This window comes from Pseudomonas sp. B329 (assembly GCF_023127835.1).
Lineage (GTDB): Bacteria > Pseudomonadota > Gammaproteobacteria > Pseudomonadales > Pseudomonadaceae > Aquipseudomonas > Aquipseudomonas synxantha_A.
Genome location: NZ_SPKP01000030.1, coordinates 175,039 through 194,400, shown reverse-complemented (window position 1 = coordinate 194,400; position 19,362 = coordinate 175,039). Strand labels below are relative to the sequence as shown.

At 59.5% G+C, this 19,362-nt stretch carries 18 protein-coding genes; 9 read left to right on the top strand and 9 right to left on the bottom strand.

Going from position 1 to position 19,362, the window contains the following annotated elements; all coding sequences use genetic code 11:
* Window positions 1-148: 148 nt before the first annotated feature.
* A complete protein-coding gene (locus E4P00_RS17650) occupies window positions 149-589 on the bottom strand; it encodes an Lrp/AsnC family transcriptional regulator (protein WP_032875274.1) in 441 nt (146 codons plus the stop codon).
* A 108-nt stretch (window positions 590-697) separates the two neighbouring features.
* Between E4P00_RS17650 and E4P00_RS17645 the strand changes: the two genes are divergently transcribed.
* Complete coding sequence (locus E4P00_RS17645) at window positions 698-1,600, top strand: DMT family transporter (RefSeq protein ID WP_248132270.1); 903 nt, start codon at window positions 698-700, stop codon at window positions 1,598-1,600.
* Here the strand turns inward: E4P00_RS17645 and E4P00_RS17640 are convergent.
* Both E4P00_RS17640 and E4P00_RS17635 read right to left on the bottom strand, forming a co-directional pair.
* Window positions 1,578-3,557, bottom strand: coding sequence for a U32 family peptidase (locus E4P00_RS17640; protein ID WP_078821387.1), 1,980 nt, complete (start codon window positions 3,555-3,557; stop codon window positions 1,578-1,580). The genes E4P00_RS17645 and E4P00_RS17640 overlap by 23 nt on opposite strands.
* Window positions 3,558-3,763: 206 nt before the next feature.
* Window positions 3,764-4,144 carry a RidA family protein gene (locus tag E4P00_RS17635; protein WP_032875277.1) on the bottom strand — a complete coding sequence of 127 codons (381 nt, stop codon included), beginning with the start codon at window positions 4,142-4,144 and terminating at the stop codon, window positions 3,764-3,766.
* A gap of 190 nt (window positions 4,145-4,334) precedes the next feature.
* On the opposite strand from E4P00_RS17635, the gene E4P00_RS17630 reads away from it, so the two are divergent.
* The gene (locus E4P00_RS17630; protein WP_143508450.1) at window positions 4,335-5,102 is read left to right on the top strand and encodes a hypothetical protein; all 768 of its coding nucleotides are present in this window, start codon (window positions 4,335-4,337) and stop codon (window positions 5,100-5,102) included.
* 95 nt (window positions 5,103-5,197) lie between these two features.
* Here the strand turns inward: E4P00_RS17630 and E4P00_RS17625 are convergent, their stop codons facing one another.
* The 3 genes from E4P00_RS17625 to E4P00_RS17615 all read right to left on the bottom strand — a co-directional run bounded on the left by E4P00_RS17625 (window position 5,198) and on the right by E4P00_RS17615 (window position 7,153).
* On the bottom strand, window positions 5,198-6,067 hold the full coding sequence (locus E4P00_RS17625) for an oxaloacetate decarboxylase (RefSeq protein WP_103735184.1): 870 nt from the start codon (window positions 6,065-6,067) through the stop codon (window positions 5,198-5,200).
* Window positions 6,068-6,176: 109 nt separating this feature from the next.
* A complete protein-coding gene (locus E4P00_RS17620) occupies window positions 6,177-6,842 on the bottom strand; it encodes a DUF3313 domain-containing protein (protein WP_078821385.1) in 666 nt (221 codons plus the stop codon).
* Window positions 6,842-7,153: a hypothetical protein gene (locus E4P00_RS17615; RefSeq protein WP_248132268.1), complete on the bottom strand. Its 312-nt coding sequence runs from the start codon at window positions 7,151-7,153 to the stop codon at window positions 6,842-6,844. The genes E4P00_RS17620 and E4P00_RS17615 overlap by 1 nt, the downstream gene beginning before the upstream one ends.
* 129 nt (window positions 7,154-7,282) lie before the next feature.
* On the opposite strand from E4P00_RS17615, the gene E4P00_RS17610 reads away from it, so the two are divergent.
* The 5 genes from E4P00_RS17610 (at window position 7,283) to E4P00_RS17590 (ending at window position 12,886) form a co-directional block, all read left to right on the top strand.
* Complete coding sequence (locus tag E4P00_RS17610) at window positions 7,283-8,026, top strand: response regulator (protein WP_032875287.1); 744 nt, start codon at window positions 7,283-7,285, stop codon at window positions 8,024-8,026.
* On the top strand, window positions 8,023-9,354 hold the full coding sequence (locus E4P00_RS17605) for an ATP-binding protein (protein ID WP_148853223.1): 1,332 nt from the start codon (window positions 8,023-8,025) through the stop codon (window positions 9,352-9,354). The genes E4P00_RS17610 and E4P00_RS17605 overlap by 4 nt, the downstream gene beginning before the upstream one ends.
* A 156-nt stretch (window positions 9,355-9,510) precedes the next feature.
* Entirely contained in the window at window positions 9,511-10,467 is a 957-nt protein-coding gene (locus E4P00_RS17600; protein ID WP_248132266.1) for an ABC transporter substrate-binding protein, read from the top strand.
* Between the two features lie 13 nt (window positions 10,468-10,480).
* Complete coding sequence (locus E4P00_RS17595) at window positions 10,481-11,800, top strand: LLM class flavin-dependent oxidoreductase (protein ID WP_216091347.1); 1,320 nt, start codon at window positions 10,481-10,483, stop codon at window positions 11,798-11,800.
* 156 nt (window positions 11,801-11,956) lie between these two features.
* Window positions 11,957-12,886 carry a cupin gene (locus tag E4P00_RS17590; RefSeq protein WP_216091348.1) on the top strand — a complete coding sequence of 310 codons (930 nt, stop codon included), beginning with the start codon at window positions 11,957-11,959 and terminating at the stop codon, window positions 12,884-12,886.
* A gap of 1 nt (window position 12,887) precedes the next feature.
* On the opposite strand, the gene E4P00_RS17585 is transcribed toward E4P00_RS17590, so the two are convergent.
* Window positions 12,888-13,793: a LysR family transcriptional regulator gene (locus tag E4P00_RS17585; protein ID WP_248132264.1), complete on the bottom strand. Its 906-nt coding sequence runs from the start codon at window positions 13,791-13,793 to the stop codon at window positions 12,888-12,890.
* A gap of 207 nt (window positions 13,794-14,000) precedes the next feature.
* Here E4P00_RS17585 and E4P00_RS17580 point away from each other — a divergent pair, with 207 nt between their 5' ends.
* On the top strand, window positions 14,001-15,722 hold the full coding sequence (locus tag E4P00_RS17580; RefSeq protein ID WP_248132262.1) for a hydrogenase maturation protein: 1,722 nt from the start codon (window positions 14,001-14,003) through the stop codon (window positions 15,720-15,722).
* A 149-nt stretch (window positions 15,723-15,871) separates the two neighbouring features.
* Window positions 15,872-16,480, top strand: a complete 609-nt coding sequence (locus E4P00_RS17575; RefSeq protein ID WP_216091351.1) for a dTMP kinase — start codon at window positions 15,872-15,874, stop codon at window positions 16,478-16,480.
* Window positions 16,481-16,609: 129 nt separating this feature from the next.
* On the opposite strand, the gene E4P00_RS17570 is transcribed toward E4P00_RS17575, so the two are convergent.
* Window positions 16,610-18,040 carry an amino acid permease gene (locus E4P00_RS17570; protein WP_078821377.1) on the bottom strand — a complete coding sequence of 477 codons (1,431 nt, stop codon included), beginning with the start codon at window positions 18,038-18,040 and terminating at the stop codon, window positions 16,610-16,612.
* A gap of 191 nt (window positions 18,041-18,231) precedes the next feature.
* On the bottom strand, window positions 18,232-19,266 hold the full coding sequence (locus tag E4P00_RS17565; RefSeq protein ID WP_078821376.1) for a histone deacetylase family protein: 1,035 nt from the start codon (window positions 19,264-19,266) through the stop codon (window positions 18,232-18,234).
* Window positions 19,267-19,362 lie beyond the last annotated feature (96 nt).

The following is a 19,362-nucleotide window of genomic DNA, read 5'->3' as shown; positions in this document are numbered from 1 at the left end:
CGCTTTTCGAAAGTGACCCGCTGTAAAAGCGGAACCAATAGTGGCCGTTACCTAAATAACGGATATGTACTCGGTCTAATCCAACATCCCGGCCGGCCCTGAGGCCGCCATCGGGAGCAAGCCCCCTCCCACAGGCTACGCAGCCCTGTTAGTCAGCCAACGGCGGCAAACGCCGTTTCACCGGGGTTTTCTTGACGATAGCGGTGTTGGTCTCGGCATAGGTATTCAGCCGGTCCAGCAGCGTGTCGAGGTGCTCCATGGTGCGTACATGCAGGCGTGCGATAAAGCAGTCGTCGCCCGTGACCTTATCGCATTCTGTGAACTCGGGGATCGCCTGGATCTGGCGTTCCACTTCCTGCAGTTTGCCGGGCAGGGGGCGGATGCGCACGATGGCTTGCAGCAGGTAGCCGAAGTGCTTGGGGTCGATGTCGACGGTGTAGTGGGTCAGCACGCCGCGCTCTTCCAGGCGGCGCAGACGTTCGCTGACGCTCGGCGAAGACAGACCGGTGATGCCCGCCAGGGTCTTGAGGGACAGGCGCGAGTCGTCCATCAAGGCGGCGATCAATTGCTGGTCGATAGTGTCGATCATGAGGTTTGCCTAATAAGAAAAGGTGAATCCTGGGTTTTGCCTTTTTTAGTCGCTGTAGCCGTGTCGAGCAGATTGCCATAATTGAGCCTCACTTGAGGAGCCTCAATCATGGATACATCAATCCGTCGCGGAACCTGGGAAATGATCGCTGCCATGCTGATCTCCGGCACCATTGGCTGGTTTGTGCTGGTGTCGGGCGTGTCGGTGCTTGAGGTGGTGTTCTGGCGTTGCGTGATTGGCGCGCTGACACTGCTGCTGGTGTGCGCGTTGCTGGGGTATTTGCGCCTGGAGTTACTCAACTGGGCCAAGCTAGGGCTGGCAGTGCTCAGCGGCGTGGCGATCGTCGGTAACTGGCTGTTGCTGTTCGAGTCCTATTCCCGTGCGTCCATCGCGATCAGCACGGCGGTGTACAACGTGCAGCCGTTCATACTGGTGATGCTGGCAGCGGTGTTTCTCGGTGAGAAGATCACCGTGCAGAAAATGGCGTGGCTGAGTGTGGCGTTCCTGGGCATGTTGGCGATCGTGACCGCCCATGGTGAGCAATCGGGTGGCGGGAACTATCTTGCTGGCATTGCCTTGGCCTTGGGCGCGGCATTTTTGTACGCGGTGGCGGCGCTGATCATCAAACGCCTGAAGGACATACCGCCGCATTTGATGGCGTTGATCCAGGTGACCGCCGGCGCCGTGCTGCTGGCGCCGCTGGTGCCCTGGCACAGCTTGCCCGGGTCGACCACTGCCTGGGCGGCACTGGCGACATTGGGCGTGGTGCATACCGGTTTGATGTATGTGTTGCTGTACGGGGCTATTCAGAAGCTGCCCACGGCGATGACCGGCGCGTTGTCGTTCATCTATCCGATTGCGGCGATCCTGGTGGACTGGATTGCGTTCGGGCATCGCCTGGGGTGGCTGCAATGGCTGGGTGTGGCGGCGATTCTGCTGGCCGCTGCCGGGCTGCAGCGGGGCTGGTGGTGGCCCCGCGCCCGTCAGCTCAGTGCGTGCCCTGATAGATGAGGTTTTCCGGATTGAAATGCTCTACAGCACTGCCCGGCTGCGGCAACCCAAGAATATGCCCCTTGATCTTGCCCACCACATGCATCTCGCACGGCTTGCAATCGAACTTCAAGGTCAGCACTTCGTCGCCGTGGATCAACTGCATCGGCGCGACCTTGGTCTTCACGCCGGTGACGCCCTTGGCCTGTTTGGGGCACAGGTTGAACGAGAAACGCAGGCAATGCTTGGTGATCATCACTGGCACTTCGCCGGTTTCTTCGTGGGCTTCGAAGGCCGCATCGATCAGCTTCACGCCGTGACGGTGGTAGAAGTCGCGGGCCTTCTGGTTATAGACGTTGGCCAGGAATGACAGATGCGCATCCGGATACACCGGCGGCGGGGTGGTCTCGGCCTTGCGCCCACCCCGAGGGTGCGCCTTGATGCGGGCGGCGGTCAGGGCTTCGATCACTTCACGGCGCATGGCCTTGAGCTGCGAGTTGGGGATGAAGAACGCCTGCGGCGCGTCCAGCTCGATGCGGGTGGCGTGATACTCCGTGGTGCCGAGCTGGCCGAGCAGATCGCGCAGGGTGTCCAGTGCCTGTTCCGGCTTGTTGGCTACACCAAACGGGCCGGGCAGGGTGACACTGGCGCTGATGCCTTCTTCGCTGGTGGCGGTGAGGTGCAACTGCTCTTCACGCAGGCGTGCAACCCACGCCAGGCCGATACGGCGTTCGGCGGACGTCTTGAGCAGTGCCTGTTGCCAGTTATGGTCCAGGTTACGGTTCAAAGGATGGTTGGGGCGCAACTGATGCAGGCCGGCCGGCATTTCATTCGGCTCGACGCGGTAGCGATAGCGCTTCTCGCCGTCTTCTTCGAACTCGCCTTTAGGCTCGGCGATATTGGCGCGGAACCCTACCACTTCACGCTTGACCAGCACATTCAGACCATCGCCGTTGGAAAGCGGCTCATGGGTGACTACCTGCAAGTCACGCTTGCCGGCTTTTTCCACCACACCCACCGGCAGGCCGGTAAACGTCGGGGTGTCGAACGCGCCGATGTCGATCTTGCGATCGGTGACGAAATAGTCGGTGCTGCCACGGTGGAAGGTTTTTTCCGGGTCGGGCACGAAGAAGTGCGCGGTACGCCCGCTGGAGGCACGGGCCAGGTCCGGGCGGTCTTCGAGGATTTCGTCGAGGCGCTGGCGGTAGTAGGCGGTGATGTTCTTCACATAGCCCATGTCCTTGTAGCGGCCTTCGATCTTGAATGAACGCACACCCGCTTCGACCAGCGCGCGCAGGTTGGCGCTCTGGTTGTTGTCTTTCATCGACAGCAGGTGCTTTTCAAAGGCCACGACGCGGCCCTGGTCATCTTTCAAGGTGTACGGCAGACGGCAGGCCTGGGAGCAATCACCACGGTTGGCACTGCGGCCATTCTGCGCATGGGAAATATTGCACTGCCCGGAGAACGCCACGCACAGGGCGCCGTGGATGAAGAATTCGATGGCGGCATCGGTTTCGTCGGCGATTGCGCGGATTTCCTGCAGGTTCAGCTCACGGGCCAATACCAACTGCGAGAAACCGGCCTGGTCAAGAAACTTTGCCCGGCCCAGGGTGCGGATGTCGGTCTGGGTGCTGGCGTGTAGCTCGATGGGCGGAATATCCAGCTCCATCACGCCCAGATCCTGCACGATCAACGCGTCTACACCTGCGTCATACAGCTGGTGGATCAGCTTGCGCGCTGGCTCCAGCTCGTTGTCATGCAAGATGGTGTTGATGGTGGTGAAGACGCGGGCGTGGTATCGACGGGCGAATTCCACCAGCTGCGCGATATCGCTCACCTCGTTACAGGCATTGTGACGGGCGCCGAAGCTTGGGCCGCCAATGTAGATGGCGTCGGCGCCATGCAGAATGGCCTCGCGCGCAATGGCGACATCGCGGGCAGGGCTGAGCAATTCAAGGTGATGCTTGGGCAAGGACATAGTTTTTTTAGTCAGGCTTGTCACGGTCGAGGCGCGCATTGTAGCCGTGAAATGCCCGGCCGGCATCTACCGCAGGGCTGTCGGGCCCAGGGCCCTGTGTGGGAGGGGGCTTGCTCCCGATGAGGGTGTGTCAGTAATTAAAACTGTTCTGACCCACCGCTATCGGGAGCAAGCCCCCTCCCACATTTGCTGTAGCGTCATAGATATCAGGCTTTGGCAGCCATCGCTGTTACTTCAACACGCATCCCGTCCACCGCCAATGCAGCAACACCCACCGCAGCCCGCACCGGCCATGGCTTGGCAAAAAAGCGCTTGTAGACTTCATTGAACGCAGCGCGGTCGGCCATATCGGTGAGGTAGATGGTCAGGTGCATCACCCGGTCCATGGAACTGCCGGCTTTTTCCAGCGCGACTTTGAGCGCTTGCAGGGTGCATTCGCTTTGCAGGGTGATATCGCCCAGCTCCAGGCTGCCGTCGGCGTGGGTCGGGATTTGGGTCGAGACCAGAATGCCGTTGAAGCCGATGACATCGGAGGAGATGGAGTCGGCATCTGGGTCGGGAGTGAAAGAAAGATCGTGGTTGGCCATGTAGGTCTCATGTGCAGTGCGGATCGAAGGTTGGCGAACAGTTTAAACACTGCCCGCTCGAAGGTCACGGCGCCTGCGTCTGTAGTTGCTACCCCCTCTAACAGGTAAGCTTGCGCCAGCATGTCAGTGAACGAACGATAGGGATATTGGAATGGTAGTTAAGTTAATGACGACGGCAGCGTGCTGGGACATGGACGCTAACGTGTCGGCCAGTTTTGCGCACGCGGCCCCCAAGGACCTGTTTTATTTTTGCCCTTGTTGCCTTGAGGAGGTCGTTGCGGCCATTTCAATTCTGGGCAACTTCTATTTCAGGGCGCTGAACTCTCACAAACCGCGCTGTGTGAACGAAAAAGCCCCGTCTCATGCGTCTGCGTTTCCAGGAGTGTCAGCCCCGCGACCGGCCTATATCGCGCCGCCGCTTATCCCAAGCCACTTGGGCAAACTCTCCACGCGGCGCAAAAACGCCAAACCAACGGTTACCGAGATGCAAGCTCTGGCCTCGTCGCTCCAAGCGTCGACGTCTGCGGTTATACACCCAGGCACTTTGGCTGAAGTTGTTGAAGCATGGTCTGCTATGACCGTAAACGTCCGTCAGCGAACATCGCTATCTATCGCGGGCCAGCAACTGACCTATTTCGATGCGTTTGCGCAGCTTACTGCCGCTCAAAAGAACATTGCGTCCCTGGGATGTGATCGACTCATCACCCATGCTCAGGCGACGGTGTCACTGCTGGATAACGTAGTTTTAGTCGTAACCTGGCTCAAGTTCGATACACAAAACAAACCAGTGCCGATCAGGGTAAAAATGAAGCGCAGTGATCCAGTAGCCAATCAATTGGCCAAAGGTCAGCACGTAAGGCTGTTTCTGCATGGTCCTGCCCCTGTACTCAATGCTCAGCAAAAATACTTCGAAATGCAGAACATCAGCGAGTACCTGGGATTCATTGTGATGACGTAAAACAACCGTTTTGCGCCATCACAGTTTTTACCGCGGTGAGCCTGGCGGCTGGATGAGTCCGGTGCTGACAAGACGCATCAGCACCGGCAGGGCAATTACTCTTTAACGTCCATGAACTCTTCAGCCCACGCCACATAGCTCTCCGGCAACGTGTAGGTGTGGGTCAGCTCCGTGGCGCTGAGATTGGACGTGCTATGGGTAAGCTGGCGTTGCGCACGCAGGCTGTCGTAGGTGGCCTTGATCGCGGCGAAGTAGGCGCCATGCCCGGCTACGACGATGCGCACGCCCAGGCTGGCCAGGCGCTCGCTGTCATGCAGTTGCGGGTTGCCGTAGGTCACCAGCATCAACGGCACGCTGAGGTTCTCGGCGATTTGCTCCAGGTGCTCGAAGTCTTTGACGCCAACCATGCAGATACCATCGGCGCCGGCCTTTTCGTAGGCTTTGGTGCGGGCGATAACATCGGCGGTGGGCAACACGCCGGCGTTGGTGCGGGCAATGATCGACAATTCGGGGTCGACGCGCGCCTCAATGGCTGCCTTGACCTTGCCGATGCCTTCTTCTACCGAAATCAGATCGGTGGACTTGCGCCCGAATTGCGCCGGCAGCAGGGTGTCTTCAATGGTCAGCGCGGCGACACCGGCGCGTTCCAGTTCTTCGACGGTACGCATCACGTTCAGCGCATTACCGTAGCCGTGGTCGGCGTCGGCAATGAAGGGTAACTGGGCGACGCGGCCAATGCGGGTGGCTTGCTCAACGAACTCACTCAGGGTAATCAACGCAAAATCGGGGGCCGCCAGCACCTGCAGGGAGGCGACTGAACCGCCCAGGATCCCGACTTCAAAACCCAGGTCGGCCGCGATGCGGGCAGACATGGGGTCGAATACGGAGGCGGTTTCAACGCAGATGGGCGTTGCCAGCAGGTCACGGAAGTTACGGCGTAGCGCTGAGTGAGAAATCTTGGGCATGTTCTTTCCTGGCTTTGGTCATCGTCAAGTGACGATCAATGTCTATTCGTGGTGCCGGGAGATTACCACGCAGACGGGCAGGGGATTATGACGTTTGAGCGGGGCCGTGCTATTGAGCGACGGCGCTGTATGACTGGCCCAGGTCGCGGGCCCAGCCGTCGAGTACTTCTTTTACGTTGTCGGCGGTCATCACTTGCTTGTCGTTATCCAGGGGAATGCCGATGCCCTCGCTCACGATGGCTGCCACCACATCGCCGGTCGAGCCGTCTTCGAGGGACAGCTGCGTGGCGATCTCGCTGTCCTGGTCGCGGATGCCGGCGGCGGTGCTCACGCCCGCTGCGACCAGGGTGATCGGCAGCCATTCATACAGGCGCAAGCCTTGGGTGCTGGTGGTGATCCGGGTAATGGCGGGGCGTACCGTAAGCGTGTCGGGCCCGGGCTTTGCGGCCAGATACATGTGTTTGCCAAGCTCCGACCGCAGTACCAGGTCGTAATATCCGGTGACGTGGAAGAGGGTGCTTTGCGGTATCTGGGCGCTGGGTTCAACGGCCGGGAAAAACTGGCTGGGCGCCAGGTACACCTGCTTGTATCGGCCACGCTTCAAGGCCGGACTGACCCAACTCAGCACGGTCTGGCCCGAAGCACTCTGGTGCTCTTTAAGCAGGCTGTAATCGTGAAGAAAACCCGCGTCTTCGGGCTCGATACGGTTGCTGCTGCAGGCCGCCAGGCTCAAGGTGGCCGCCATCAATAACGGCAGTGAACGTTTGCAGGTCATCAGTGGGCTGCCTGTTCGTTCGGGTTGTCATGAGAGCATTCGATGTGCAACTGCCCATGGGTCATGATCCAATGGACAAGCTCGGCGATGGGGATGGAGTGGGCATACTCGACCCAGCGCCCGGCGTCGGCGCTGTAATGTTCGAAGTAGCGGCGCAATACGATGCGGTCCTGGTCCGCCGTCAGGCCCAGGCAGGATTCCTGGAACAGCATGGGGCTGTCCTGTGCGGGGGACGATGTGCGCTGGCTCAGCACCAATGGCCGCCCGGTGTCCTGTGCCTGCTCGGTATACCTGCTGCTAGAAACCTTCATGAACGTCTCCTTGAATGGAAGGCGTGCAGGATGCCCGACGGGTTTTTCCCGAAGATGTCCGGGTTGTGTCCGTGGCGAAGGAATGTTGCTCGATTGAAATAAATGACCCCGGCGCCGGAATGGTTTTAGATGTTTTCCTTTTTTGCCAGGGGACCTGGGAACGTGAGCAGACTGCTGATCGTCGACGACGACGGAGAAATTCGGGCATTGCTGAAGAAGTTCTTCGTGCAGCACGCCTATGAAGTCGACGTGGCTGCCGACGGAGAAGCCATGTGGGCAGCCATCGCCCGGCAGCGGCCAGACACCATTATCCTTGACCTCATGCTGCCCGGTGAAGGCGGTCTTAGCCTGTGCCAGAAAGTCCGGGCGCAGATGGGCATTCCAATCATCATGCTCACGGCCATGGGCGAGCTCAGTGATCGCATCGTCGGCCTGGAGCTGGGCGCCGACGACTATCTGACCAAACCGTTTGCCCCCCGCGAATTGCTGGCCCGTCTGCGTGCGGTGCAACGGCGGGCGGGGCAGCCCGTCGGCGCTGGCAGTGAGCATTCCCGGCCAATCATCGCGTTCGCCGGTTGGCATCTGGATATTACCTGCCGCGAGCTGCGCTCTCCCGAGGGCGTGATGATTCCGCTGTCCGGTGGCGAATTCGACTTGCTGGTGGTGTTTCTTGAGCATCCTCAGCGCATCCTCACCCGCGACCAATTGATCGACCTGACCCACGGCCGGGACCACGACGCCTTCGACCGCAGCATCGACGTGCAGGTCAGCCGACTGCGGCGCAAGATCGAGCCCGATTGCAAACGCCCGGACCTGATCCGCACGGTACGCAATGGCGGCTATCTGTTCACCGCCCCGGTCACCCGGTCATGATCCGCGACCTGTTGCGTCGCGACACCCTGAACCGGCGCATCGCCCTGACCATTCTCGCCGCAATGCTCGCTTCGCTGGCGCTTAATGCCTTGTTCGTCCAGGTTGCCGGGGTCTGGGCGCGCCCGCCGATCGAGCGCACGGGGTTGCTGGAGCAGATGGCCGCCACCACCAAAGTCATCGAAGCCGCGCCTGCAACGCTGCGTTCGCAACTGGCGGCAGCGGCCAGCGATGCCCGCCTGCATGTGGCCTGGCATAACGACCCTGCGGATTTCGGCCTTCCCGACGGCAACACGGCGCTTCAAACGGGCGAAGTCCCGGGGATACAAGCACTGTTTGGCACTGGGCGACAAATTAAGGTGTTCAGCCCCAACGATTGGCCGCGTGGCAGCCCCGAAGCGCACTATGTTGCGCTCGTGCAGTTGCTCGATGGCAGCTGGCTGTCATTCGTCCCGCCTGAACGCACGTGGGGGCTGAGCGCGCCCACGCGCATCGCGGTGATCATCACCCTGGGGTTGATCGCGACCTTGTTGGTGGCCTGGCTCGCGACCCGGCAATTGGCTAAACCGTTGCAGCGTTTCGCCAGTGCCGCCAGGCGTTTTGGTGGTGATTTGCGCGCTCCGCCCATCGACAGCGAAGGCCCCCACGAAATACGCCAGGCCATCATCGCCTTCAACACCATGCAGGCGCAGATCCAGCATTTCATCGGCGAACGCACCCATATGCTCGCGGCGATTTCCCACGACTTGCGCGCGCCTTTGACGCGGATTCGCCTGCGTTGCGAGTTCATGGAGGATCTGGACCATCAGCACAAACTGATTCGCGATGTCGAGGAAATGCAGTCGATGATCAACGCTGCGCTGGCGTTCTTTCGCGACGATACGGTGCTGGAGCAACGCACTGCATTCGATCTGTCGGAGCTGCTGCAAACCATCATCGATGACTATCGCGACCAGCATTTTGCGGTGGATTTCATTGGGCCGTCCCACCTGGTCTATCACGGACGCCCACTGGGACTTAAGCGGGTGATCGTCAACCTGCTGGAGAACGCCGCCAAATATGCGCGTCACCCTGGCATCTCTCTGAGTGGGGACGGTCAGCGCATCTGCATTGAGGTTCATGACCAGGGGCCGGGGATTCCCGAGGCTGACCTTGAGCGCGTATTCGATCCATTCTTTCGCCTCGAAACCTCGCGCAATCGTAATACCGGTGGCGTGGGTCTCGGGCTTTCAGCAGCACGCGCCATTGTGCGCGAGCAGGGCGGCGAACTGACGCTAAGCAACCGTCTGCGTGGCTCAGGCTTGGTGGCGCGGGTCGAGCTGCCTCGATAGCCTGATGCGGTGCGCGCATTATTTGCGCATTACGTTATGCGTTATAGGTATTTTACACGCGCCTCTTAGAACCGCATCGTATTGATCCTTACGAACATTGCCGAGACCGCACGCGCGGATCGACTTGACTGCCCAACACGGCATCTGGAGACGAGCGTGCGTTACCTGACAACACTGGCGGCCGGGTTGGCCGCTACCTTGCTAAGCCTGACGGCACAGGCACAAACCCTGGTCGTGGGTGACCAGAGCTATAACGCCCAAGCGGTGATGGAAGCGGCGGGGGTGCTGGATGATCTGCCCTATACCCTGGAATGGAAGCAATTCACCGCCGGGTCACCGGTGGCCGAAGCGCTCAACGTCGGCAGCCTGGATATCGGCCTGCTGGGCGATGCGCCAGTATTGTTCCTGGGCGCATTGGGCGCACCGATCAAGGTGATTGCCGTCAGCCGCCAGAATCTTGCGGGCGTGGCGATCCTGGTGAGAAAGGATTCGTCGATCCACAGCCTGGCCGATCTTGCGGGCAAGCGCGCGGCCATCTGGAAGGGCTCCTGGAGCCAGCAACTGCTGCTGACTGCATTGGATAAAGCCGGGGTTGCACGGGACTCTCTGGAGTTGCGCTACCTCAGCGCGCTGGATGCGTCCCATGCGCTGGAGGGCGGCGCGGTTGACGTCATCGCCACCTGGGAGCCGTATGTCACGCAACAGGAACGCCAGGGTGCGCGAGTGCTGGCGACCGCCGAGGGGTTGATCCCGGCGCAGAGCTTCATTGCCGCCAACGCCAATGCGGTAGAGGCCAAGCGTGAGCCTATCAGCGACTTTCTCCAGCGGCTGAAAAAAGCCCGTGACTGGGCTCGCCAAAACCCGGCCAACGCCGATGCCTATGCCGATGCCTGGGCCAAGCGCACCCGTGCTGACGCCGATATCGCCCGTGTGTGGTTTGCTCGGGCGCGCACCACCGTCGAGCCACTGACCGCCCAGGTGCCTGTGGAGGCGCAAAAGACCGTGGACTTTTTCGCCAGCCAGGGCCTGATCAAGGCTTACCCGGCCGCCCAACTGTTTGACCCGTCCTTCGCGGCGTCCTTGCAGCCCGCCGTCGCCACCCGCCAGCCCTGAAGGGGGTCTCGTCATGACTAAAAGACAGCTCAAACTGGGCGCCCTGACCATGGGCAGCGGTGGCCCGGGCCGGCATAACCTGTGGCTCGACCCGCAACTGCCGGCCGATGCCAGCGTCAACGTCGACTGGTACATCGAGATTGCGCGCCAGGCCGAGGCGGCGCTGTTCGACTTGATGTTTATCGTCGACAGCCAATTTATCACCCCCGGCTCGCCGTCCCATTACCTCAATCGCCTGGAGCCGCTGACACTGTTATCGGCGCTGGCGGTGAGTACCCGGCATATCGGCCTGGTTGGCACGCTGACCACCTCCTACAACTCGCCGTATAACGTGGCGCGGCGCCTGGCGTCCCTGGATTTGATCAGCAAAGGCCGCGCCGGCTGGAACGTGGTCACCAGCGGTGATGCTGGCACCGCAGGCAATTACAGCCGCGATGAACATTATGACTACGCCACCCGCTATGGCCGCGCCGCCGAACACGTCCAGGTGGTGCAGGGGTTGTGGAACTCTTACGAAGACGATGCGTTTGTGCGCGACCGCGCTACCGGCCAGTTTCTCGACCCCAGCAAGCTGCACAGCCTGAACCACCAGGGCGAACATTTTCGCGTGGTCGGCCCGCTGAATATCCAACGCTCACCCCAGGGCCAACCGGTGATCTTTCAGGCCGGAGATTCCGAGCCAGGCCGCGATCTGGGCGCAGCCACGGCGGACGTGATCTTCACCCATGCGGCCAGCATCGAGCAGGGCCAGGCGTTTTACCGGGATATCAAGGGCAGGGCGGCACAAAGAGGGCGCGATCCGGAGCAGTTATTGATCATGCCCGGTGCGGAAGTCTATGTGGGTGACACTGATGCACAGGCCCGGGAAATCGAGCAGCACTACCATCAACTCGACCATAGTTTTGAACTGGCGCTCAAGGAGTTCGGGCGTAATTTCGGCTGGCATGATTTCAGCCAGTACGACCTGGATGCGCCATTCCCGCAAGAGAGCCTGGAAGCGGCGCGCAGCAGTTTTTTCACCAATGCCAAACGCATCGCCGATCAGGCGCGGGAGAAGGGTTTCACCTTGCGCCAGGCCATTGAGTTTGGTCGGCAACTGCGTCCTGGCGCCTTCGTGGGTAGCGCCGATACGGTGGCGCAGAAAATGGCCGCCTGGCTCCAGGCGCGGGCTGTGGACGGGTTCAATATCTACATCGGCCACCCCGGGCAGTTCGATCGATTCACCCGGGAGGTGATTCCGTTGTTGCAGGAACGCGGTGTTTATCGCTCGGCGTATGAAGGCTCGACGTTGCGCGAAAGTCTGGGGCTGGCGATACCACGGTTTAAGGTTTGATAGCGGTGCCGACAGGGAGCCAAGCACCTCCCCGTTTCGCATAACTGCTGTGCAGTACCAGGGATTAATCCGCCTGCGCGCACTGCCTATAGTTCATTCACACACCGCAGCGTTTAAAAGCGCTGCGGGCTCCAGCCAAAAACTGAGATGAGCCTGATGAACGAATTCAACCCTGCGCCGACGGATATAAACCAAGTGGACGCCGAGTACTTCGAGTACAGCAAAGCGGCCAACCCCATCAGTGCCAACCTTATTGCGCGCATTCCCTACCACAGCTTTCCCGCCTCGTTATACGACAGTGGCCCTTCACGCGTGGTACCGCTGGACCTCAGCGACGCCTTGGGCTGCGAAGGCCCTGCGACAGGCCCCGGGCTGTGCGCTAACTTCATGCGCCTTAACCGTGGCGACACGCTGACCCTGCAACCCAATGCGACGTCCCAGGTGTTCTACGTGATCGCGGGCGAGGGCAGCGTGGTTCAGGGCAAACATGAGATTCAATGGTCAAAAGGTTGTTTTATGGCCTTGCCTGGCTTGCAGGCAGCACACTTCAGCGCCCGCCAGGATGCGCGTCTTTACTACGTGCACGATGAACCGTTATTGCGTTACCTGGGGGTGGCAAGCAGCGCAGACCGCTTCGCGCCGACGCTGTACCCCGCAGAACTGGCTAACGCCAAGCTGCGTGAAGCGGCCGACGATCCTCGTGCGCAAGACCGCAGCCGCATCAGCATTTTGCTGGGCAACCGCAACTTCCCCCAGACGCGTACCGTGACCCATGTGCTGTGGGCCATGTATGGGATCCTGCCGGCAGGCTCGGTACAGAAACCTCACCGGCATCAGTCGATTGCGCTGGACTTCATCATTGATTGCCCGCCGGGCTGTTACTCGCTGGTGGGCACCGAGTTGGACGCGGACGGGCAGATTCGCAATCCGCAGCGGGTGGACTGGTCGCCTGGCCTCGCATTTGTCACGCCGCCGGGGTACTGGCACGCGCACTTCAATGAATCGGATACCGAGGCGTTCCTGATTCCGATTCAGGACGCAGGGCTGCAAACCTATCTGCGCTCCCTGGATATTCGTTTCAGTTGAGTCATGTCCACTCAGGCGTCTGGCCCAGTCGCTCAACGATAAAGTCGATAAAGCACCTGACCTTGGACGACACGATGCGCTTGGGCGGGTAGACAAACCACACGGCGAAGTCGCGCTCGACATCGCGTATTCGCCATTGCGGCAGCCACACGAGCAACTCGCCGGCCTGGATGCTCTGGGCGACCAACCAATCCGGCAAAAGGGCAAAGCCCAGCCCCTGGCGAGCGGCGATCAGTTGTGCGTCGAGATCATTTATCCGAATGCAGCCGTTGTGCAGCAGCGGTGATACATGATCGCCGCAGACAAAGCTGATAGCGCCCGTAGGCAGCGTACCCAACACCGCGGGCAAACCGGCGAGGTCGGCAGGGGTTGAGGGTGCAGGGTGCTGCCTGGCAAAAGCCGGGCTGACCACCACGCGGTAGTGGCCATCGCAGAGTTTGCGGGCCTTGAGCGTCGAATCGGCCAGCGCGCCAATGCGTATGGCTAGATCGACGCCGGCATGAATCAGGTTGACCTGAGCATTATCCAATACCAATTCCACACTGATTTGCGGGTAGCGCGCGCAAAAGTCCTTCAAGGCTGGAAGGATGTGATGGCGGGCGAATGCCGGCGGCAGGTTGAGCTTCAACAAGCCCCTGGGCTGCTGGTTCAACGCAGACGTCGCCGCCTTGGCGTGTTCCAGTTCATCCAGCACCCTGCGGGCGTGCATCAGGAAGGTCTGGCCGCCTTCGGTCAGGTGCAAGGTGCGCGTGGAGCGGTTGAACAACGCGATACCCAGGTCCTGCTCAAGATCCTTTATATAGCGTGAAACCGTGGACGCCTTGATCCCCAAACGCTCGGCTGCGCGGGAGAAGTTATTGCCTTCGGCAGCTTCGACGAAGGCGGTGAGGGCACTGAAATAGTCCAAGGGCAGCCTCGGGGCAGGGCAGGAAAGTTGGCAGGTTGTTGAAGTTTGCAGGGCGCTGTCAACTCGAAACTATCGTCATTTGCTGGCACAAGCTTGATCCTGGTCAGGTAACGCTGCTGCCACGCTCTATAACCTTGGGCTTCCATCAAAGGCCAGGGACGGCTCAAGGAGCACCTCTGGTCGCCCAATCTCAAGGAAGAGTCAGCCATGCGATCATTGAAGATCCTGTTGTTATCCTCGGCATTCAACGGTTTGACCCAGCGGGCCTGGCTGGATTTGCGCCAGGCGGGTCACGACCCCAGCGTTGTGGTATTCACCGATGAAACTACGGTGTGTCGCCACGTCGAGGCGTCAGGCGCCGACCTGGTGATCTGCCCATTCCTGAAGGACCGTGTACCACAGCAGCTATGGAGCCACCCGCAGCGCCCGGTGGTGATCATCCATCCCGGCATCGTCGGTGACCGTGGCGCCAGCGCACTGGACTGGGCCATCACCCAACAGGTCAGGCGCTGGGGCGTCACGGCCCTGCAGGCCGTGGAGGAAATGGACGCCGGGCCGATCTGGTCGACCTGTGAATTCGACATGCCCGCCGATGTACGCAAATCCGAACTGTACAACGGCCCGGTGAGTGACGCGGCGATAGTCTGCATCCGCGACGTGGTGGAAAAATTCGCCAATGGCTTCGTCCCGGAGCCCCTCGACTACACGCAACCTAGCGTTATCGGGCGGTTGCAGCCGAACATGACCCAGGCTGACCGCACCTTCAGTTGGTTCGATTGCGCAAGCTTCATCAAGCGCAGCATCGACGCCGCCGACGGCCAACCCGGGGTGTTGGCAAGCCTGCTGGGCGGGCAATATTACCTGTACGACGCGCACTTGGACTCACGCCAGGGCACCCCGGGAGACATCCTCGCGGTACAGGACGACGCCGTGTTGGTGGCAGCAGGGGATCACAGCCTGTGGATAGGCTCGCTCAAACGCAAGGCCCAGCCAGGGGAGGAGACTTTCAAGCTGCCGGCTCGCCATGTCTTGGCTGAACAACTGGCTGACATTCCGGTGTTGAACAGCTCGATCGCGCAACAAAGCTTCAATGCGCTGGCCTATCAACCGATTCGCTACCGGGAGGCCGGTCACGTCGGCGAACTGACATTCGAGTTCTACAACGGCGCCATGAGCACCGAACAATGCCAACGGCTGGTGGCAGCATTGCGCTGGGCCAAGGCGCGAGACACCCAAGTGTTGTTGATCAAGGGCGGGCGCGGGAGCTTTTCCAATGGTGTACACCTCAATGTCATCCAGGCCGCCAAAGTGCCGGGGCTGGAAGCCTGGGCCAATATTCAAGCCATCGACGATGTGTGCCGGGAGCTGCTAACCGCCAGGCAACTGGTGATCAGCGGCCTGACCGGCAGTGCGGGCGCAGGCGGCGTGATGCTCGCGCTGGCCGCTGACATTGTATTGGCCCGTGAGGGTGTAGTGCTCAACCCGCATTACAAAACCATGGGGCTCTATGGCTCCGAGTACTGGACCTACAGCCTGCCACGGGCCGTCGGCAGTGAGATCGCGCACAAGCTCACCGAAGAATGCCTGCCCGTCAGTGCCGTCCAGGCCTTGCAGCACGGCATGGTTCAGGACATCGGCCCGCGCTGCCCACACGCCTTTGATCTGTGGCTCTCTCAACAGGCCCAAAGCGCGCTGACCGATGAGAAGTATCTGTACGCACGCACCCGTAAAGCCACGCTGGATAGTCAGCAGGTTGAACGTTGCCGCGAACATGAGCTGGTACAGATGCAGTTGGATATGGTGCAAAACCGCCAACAGTTTGCCGAAAAGTGCCGAAACTTCGTGTTTAAACGCAAAACCTGCCAGACCCCGCAGCGCTTGATCGCGCCCTGGGCGGTGACGTACGAGGCCGAAGTCCCGGAATGCTGAATGGCTGACCGATCCTCTACGGTCGACGCGGGAAGGGCCCAGCCTCGCATTGGGCAATAGGGTTCCCCATAATGGAGGCCAATTCGCCCAAACGCTCAGACCAGAGGCCCCATGGAACTGCACAACCTGAACGATAACGCAGCGCTCGTATGAATCGTGCGCTGTTTATTTCGTTGGATGGGCCCAAGGGCACCGGCAAAACCACGCTGTTGGAGGCCGTTACGACAGCATTGAGGGCCGACAACAAAAAGGTTGTCCGCCTGTGCGAGCGCAAGAGCGATCCCTATCGAGCGCAAACGATGGCTCTGGTTAACACATTCGCCAGAGATCCCAGCCGGGATCTGGAACTTGAGGTGTGTGAACGCTTTGCCGACAGCCGTCGCTGGATTACCCGGCACGTACTGGCTGCCCAGCCACCTGACAGCATCATCCTGATGGACCGTTGGTACCCCTCCGATGCGGCGTTTCGTCGATTGATACCGTTTAAAGATATCCTTGCGCTGAACCTTGATCGACAGGTGCAAGTGCCGGATCTGCATGTGGGGGTTGTCACCACTGCGCAAATATCCTGGGCGAGGGCAGCGGCAAGGCGACGCGGGCTGAGCAGTACGGTGATGCATAGGCTGGAGGAGCAGGTTGTGTGTACCGAGGCGTTTGAACGGGCGGCTGTGGGGCAGGGGTGGGTGATGTGTCGCAATGAAGGGACGATTGAGGAGGCGATGAGGCGGGTGGTTTCGCAGATATATAAAGTCCTTTGATCGAATTCAACATGAAGGGCGCTAGGCTAAAAACAGAACGGCTGCGACACATCAGTAGCTTCAATAAGGTTTCCCTCGTACCCCCTAGAGTTCCACGCCAGGATGTACGAGAGAGGTAAGCCATAGCCCTTAAACCAATCCTTCGCGTTTGTATTGATTTGCCGAACTGTCAGCGGGCTTGGGTTTTCTGGAACAGGTCAGCTGGTAAGCAATTGCCAACCATAGGAACCATCCCGGCATGACCATCAACGCAATTCGGGTATCTGGTCTCAATGCCAGCAGACAAAGAACAAAGCCCAGAAACGCCAAAGAGAACCAGGCCATCGGCGCACCGCCAGGCATCTTGTAGGCCGATTTTGCATGCAGGTCAGGACGAGTTTTGCAATAGGCAATGTACGACGCGAGGATCGTCGACCAAGTGAAAATCACCAGAATTGCTGACACGGTAGATACGATGGTGAACGCGGTCATGACTTCTGGAACGATGAACAGCAACAACACGCCCAGCAGCATCAACAAGGTGGTGAACGCCAAGCTCGGCAGAGGCACGCTATTGCTCGACAGACGCCGGAAAATCCCCGGAGCGTTGTCCTGATTAGCCAGTCCGAACAGCATCCGGCTGGATGAAAATACGCCACTGTTGGCCGATGAGGCGGCGGATGTCAGCACCACAAAGTTGACGATACCGGCTGCTGCGGGGAACCCCGCAACCAGAAACAGCTCGACGAAGGGGCTCTTGTTGGGCGAAACCTGTTGCCAGGAAGTCACTGCAATAATGCAGGCCAGTGCCAGCACATAAAACAAGATGATTCTGAGCGGAATCGAGTTGATGGCTTTAGGCAGGGTCTTTTCGGGGGAGCGCGTTTCGGCGGCTGCGGTGCCGATCAGCTCGGTGCCCGCAAATGAGAAAATCGCCATCTGAAACCCGGCAAAGAAACCGAACAAGCCGTTGGGGAATGCGCCCTGTTTATCCAGCAAGTGGTTCAGGGACGCGGTGACGCCACTGGGTGAGACAAAGGAGCTGGCAATCAGCACGATGCTCACGCCAATCAGGGCAACGACGGCAATGATTTTGATGATCGCGAACCAGAACTCCACTTCACCGAAGAGCCTGACAGTCAGCACGTTCAAGGCGAACAGTGTTATCAGCATGCCAATGGCCGGTATCCATGCGGGTACATCAGGGAACCAATACTGAAAAAAACCACCCACCACGACTGCATCACCTATCACTGCAACGCTCCAGCTTAGCCAATATGACCAGCCGAGAAAGAATGCTGCGCGTGGGCCAAGATAGGCACCGGCAAAATCAGCGAAGGTTTTGAAGTTCAAGTTGGAAAGTAACATTTCGCCCATGGCACGCATGACGAAGTAGACGAACAGTCCGATGATCATATAGATGAGGATGATCGACGTGCCGGAGAGGGCGATGATCTTCCCGGAACCCATGAACAGGCCTGTCCCGATAGCCCCCCCCATGGCCATTAACTGAATGTGACGATTGCTGAGTGTGCGCTGCAGCGCGGGCTGTTCAACCCGCTCGGACGGAGTCGATTTCATTACAAAACCTCTTGATTTTATGTTTTTGAGTTTTGGTAGAAAAGTGGGTGTCACATGACCTTGATTGAGATGTAACGGCTACTGACGGTGGTGGTTTGCGGATGGCAGGCTTTTCCTCCGCTAACAAGGTGCACGGCCAATAAAAAGAGTCATGTTTTTGTTCTCCGATTCAACAGTCGAAAGGCTGCGATTCAGGCGCGTTTGCTCTCGTAACCATGCAGCACATTGACGGCATTGATCCCGATTTCATCAACCATGTACCCGCCTTCCATCACAAACAGGGCAGGGCAGCCCACGCCGGCTATCAGCTCGCCGATGCCGATGAAGTCTTCGCTTTCAAGCAAAAAGTGGCTGATGGGGTCGTCCTTGAAGGTGTCGACGCCCAGTGAAATAACCAGCACTTCAGGGGCAAATTGTTGGAGTTTCTTGCAGGCGTGGAGCAAGGCGTTGCGGTAGCTTTCCCAAGAGGTGTTCTTCGGCAGCGGATAGTTCAGGTTGTAACCTTCGCCGTGACCAGCGCCGACTTCGTGGCTGTAGCCTGAGTAGTACGGGTAGGACACCGTCGGTTCGCCGTGCAGCGAGACAAACATGACGTCACTGCGCCCGTAGAAAATATTCTGGGTACCGTTGCCATGATGAAAGTCGACATCCAATACCGCGACACGCTTGGCGCCTCGGGTAATAGCCTGCTGTGCGGCAATGGCTGCGTTGTTCAGATAGCAATAGCCGCCCATGTATTCACGTGCTGCGTGATGGCCGGGCGGGCGGCATAGGGCAAAGGCACTGTCGTGACCTTCATCGATCAGCGCCAGTCCTGTCAGCGCGATATCGGCACTGGTTTTTACCGCCTGCCATGTGGTGGCGGTAATGGGTGAGCCCGCGTCCATGGCGTAGAAACCCAGCTTGCCGTCGATGAAAGTCGGAACTTGCTCGTTGGCCAGATCACGCACTGGCCATACCAGCGGCAAGGCATCGTGGGTGCGCCCGGTTGCGCACCATTCAGACCAGGCAGATTCCAGAAAAGTTACGTAGCGCTCGCTGTGCGCGTTGACATAGCACGACCGATCAAATGCTTGCGGTTCGATGATCTGGCCAAGCCCTACCTGTTTGACCCGATTGTGGACGGTATCGGCCCGACTGGGCTGTTCGAAGGACGGCTTGAGCACGCCGTCTTTCAATTCGGTGCCGTGGTGCAAACGGTGGGAATCACTGAAAACTGTAAACATTGTGCGCATCCGTTGATGTGGGCCAGTGCAAATATTCTGTTCCGGCTCTGACGCGCTTTCTTTGCTTTGTTTTCGTGGTTTACTGGATTATTCGGG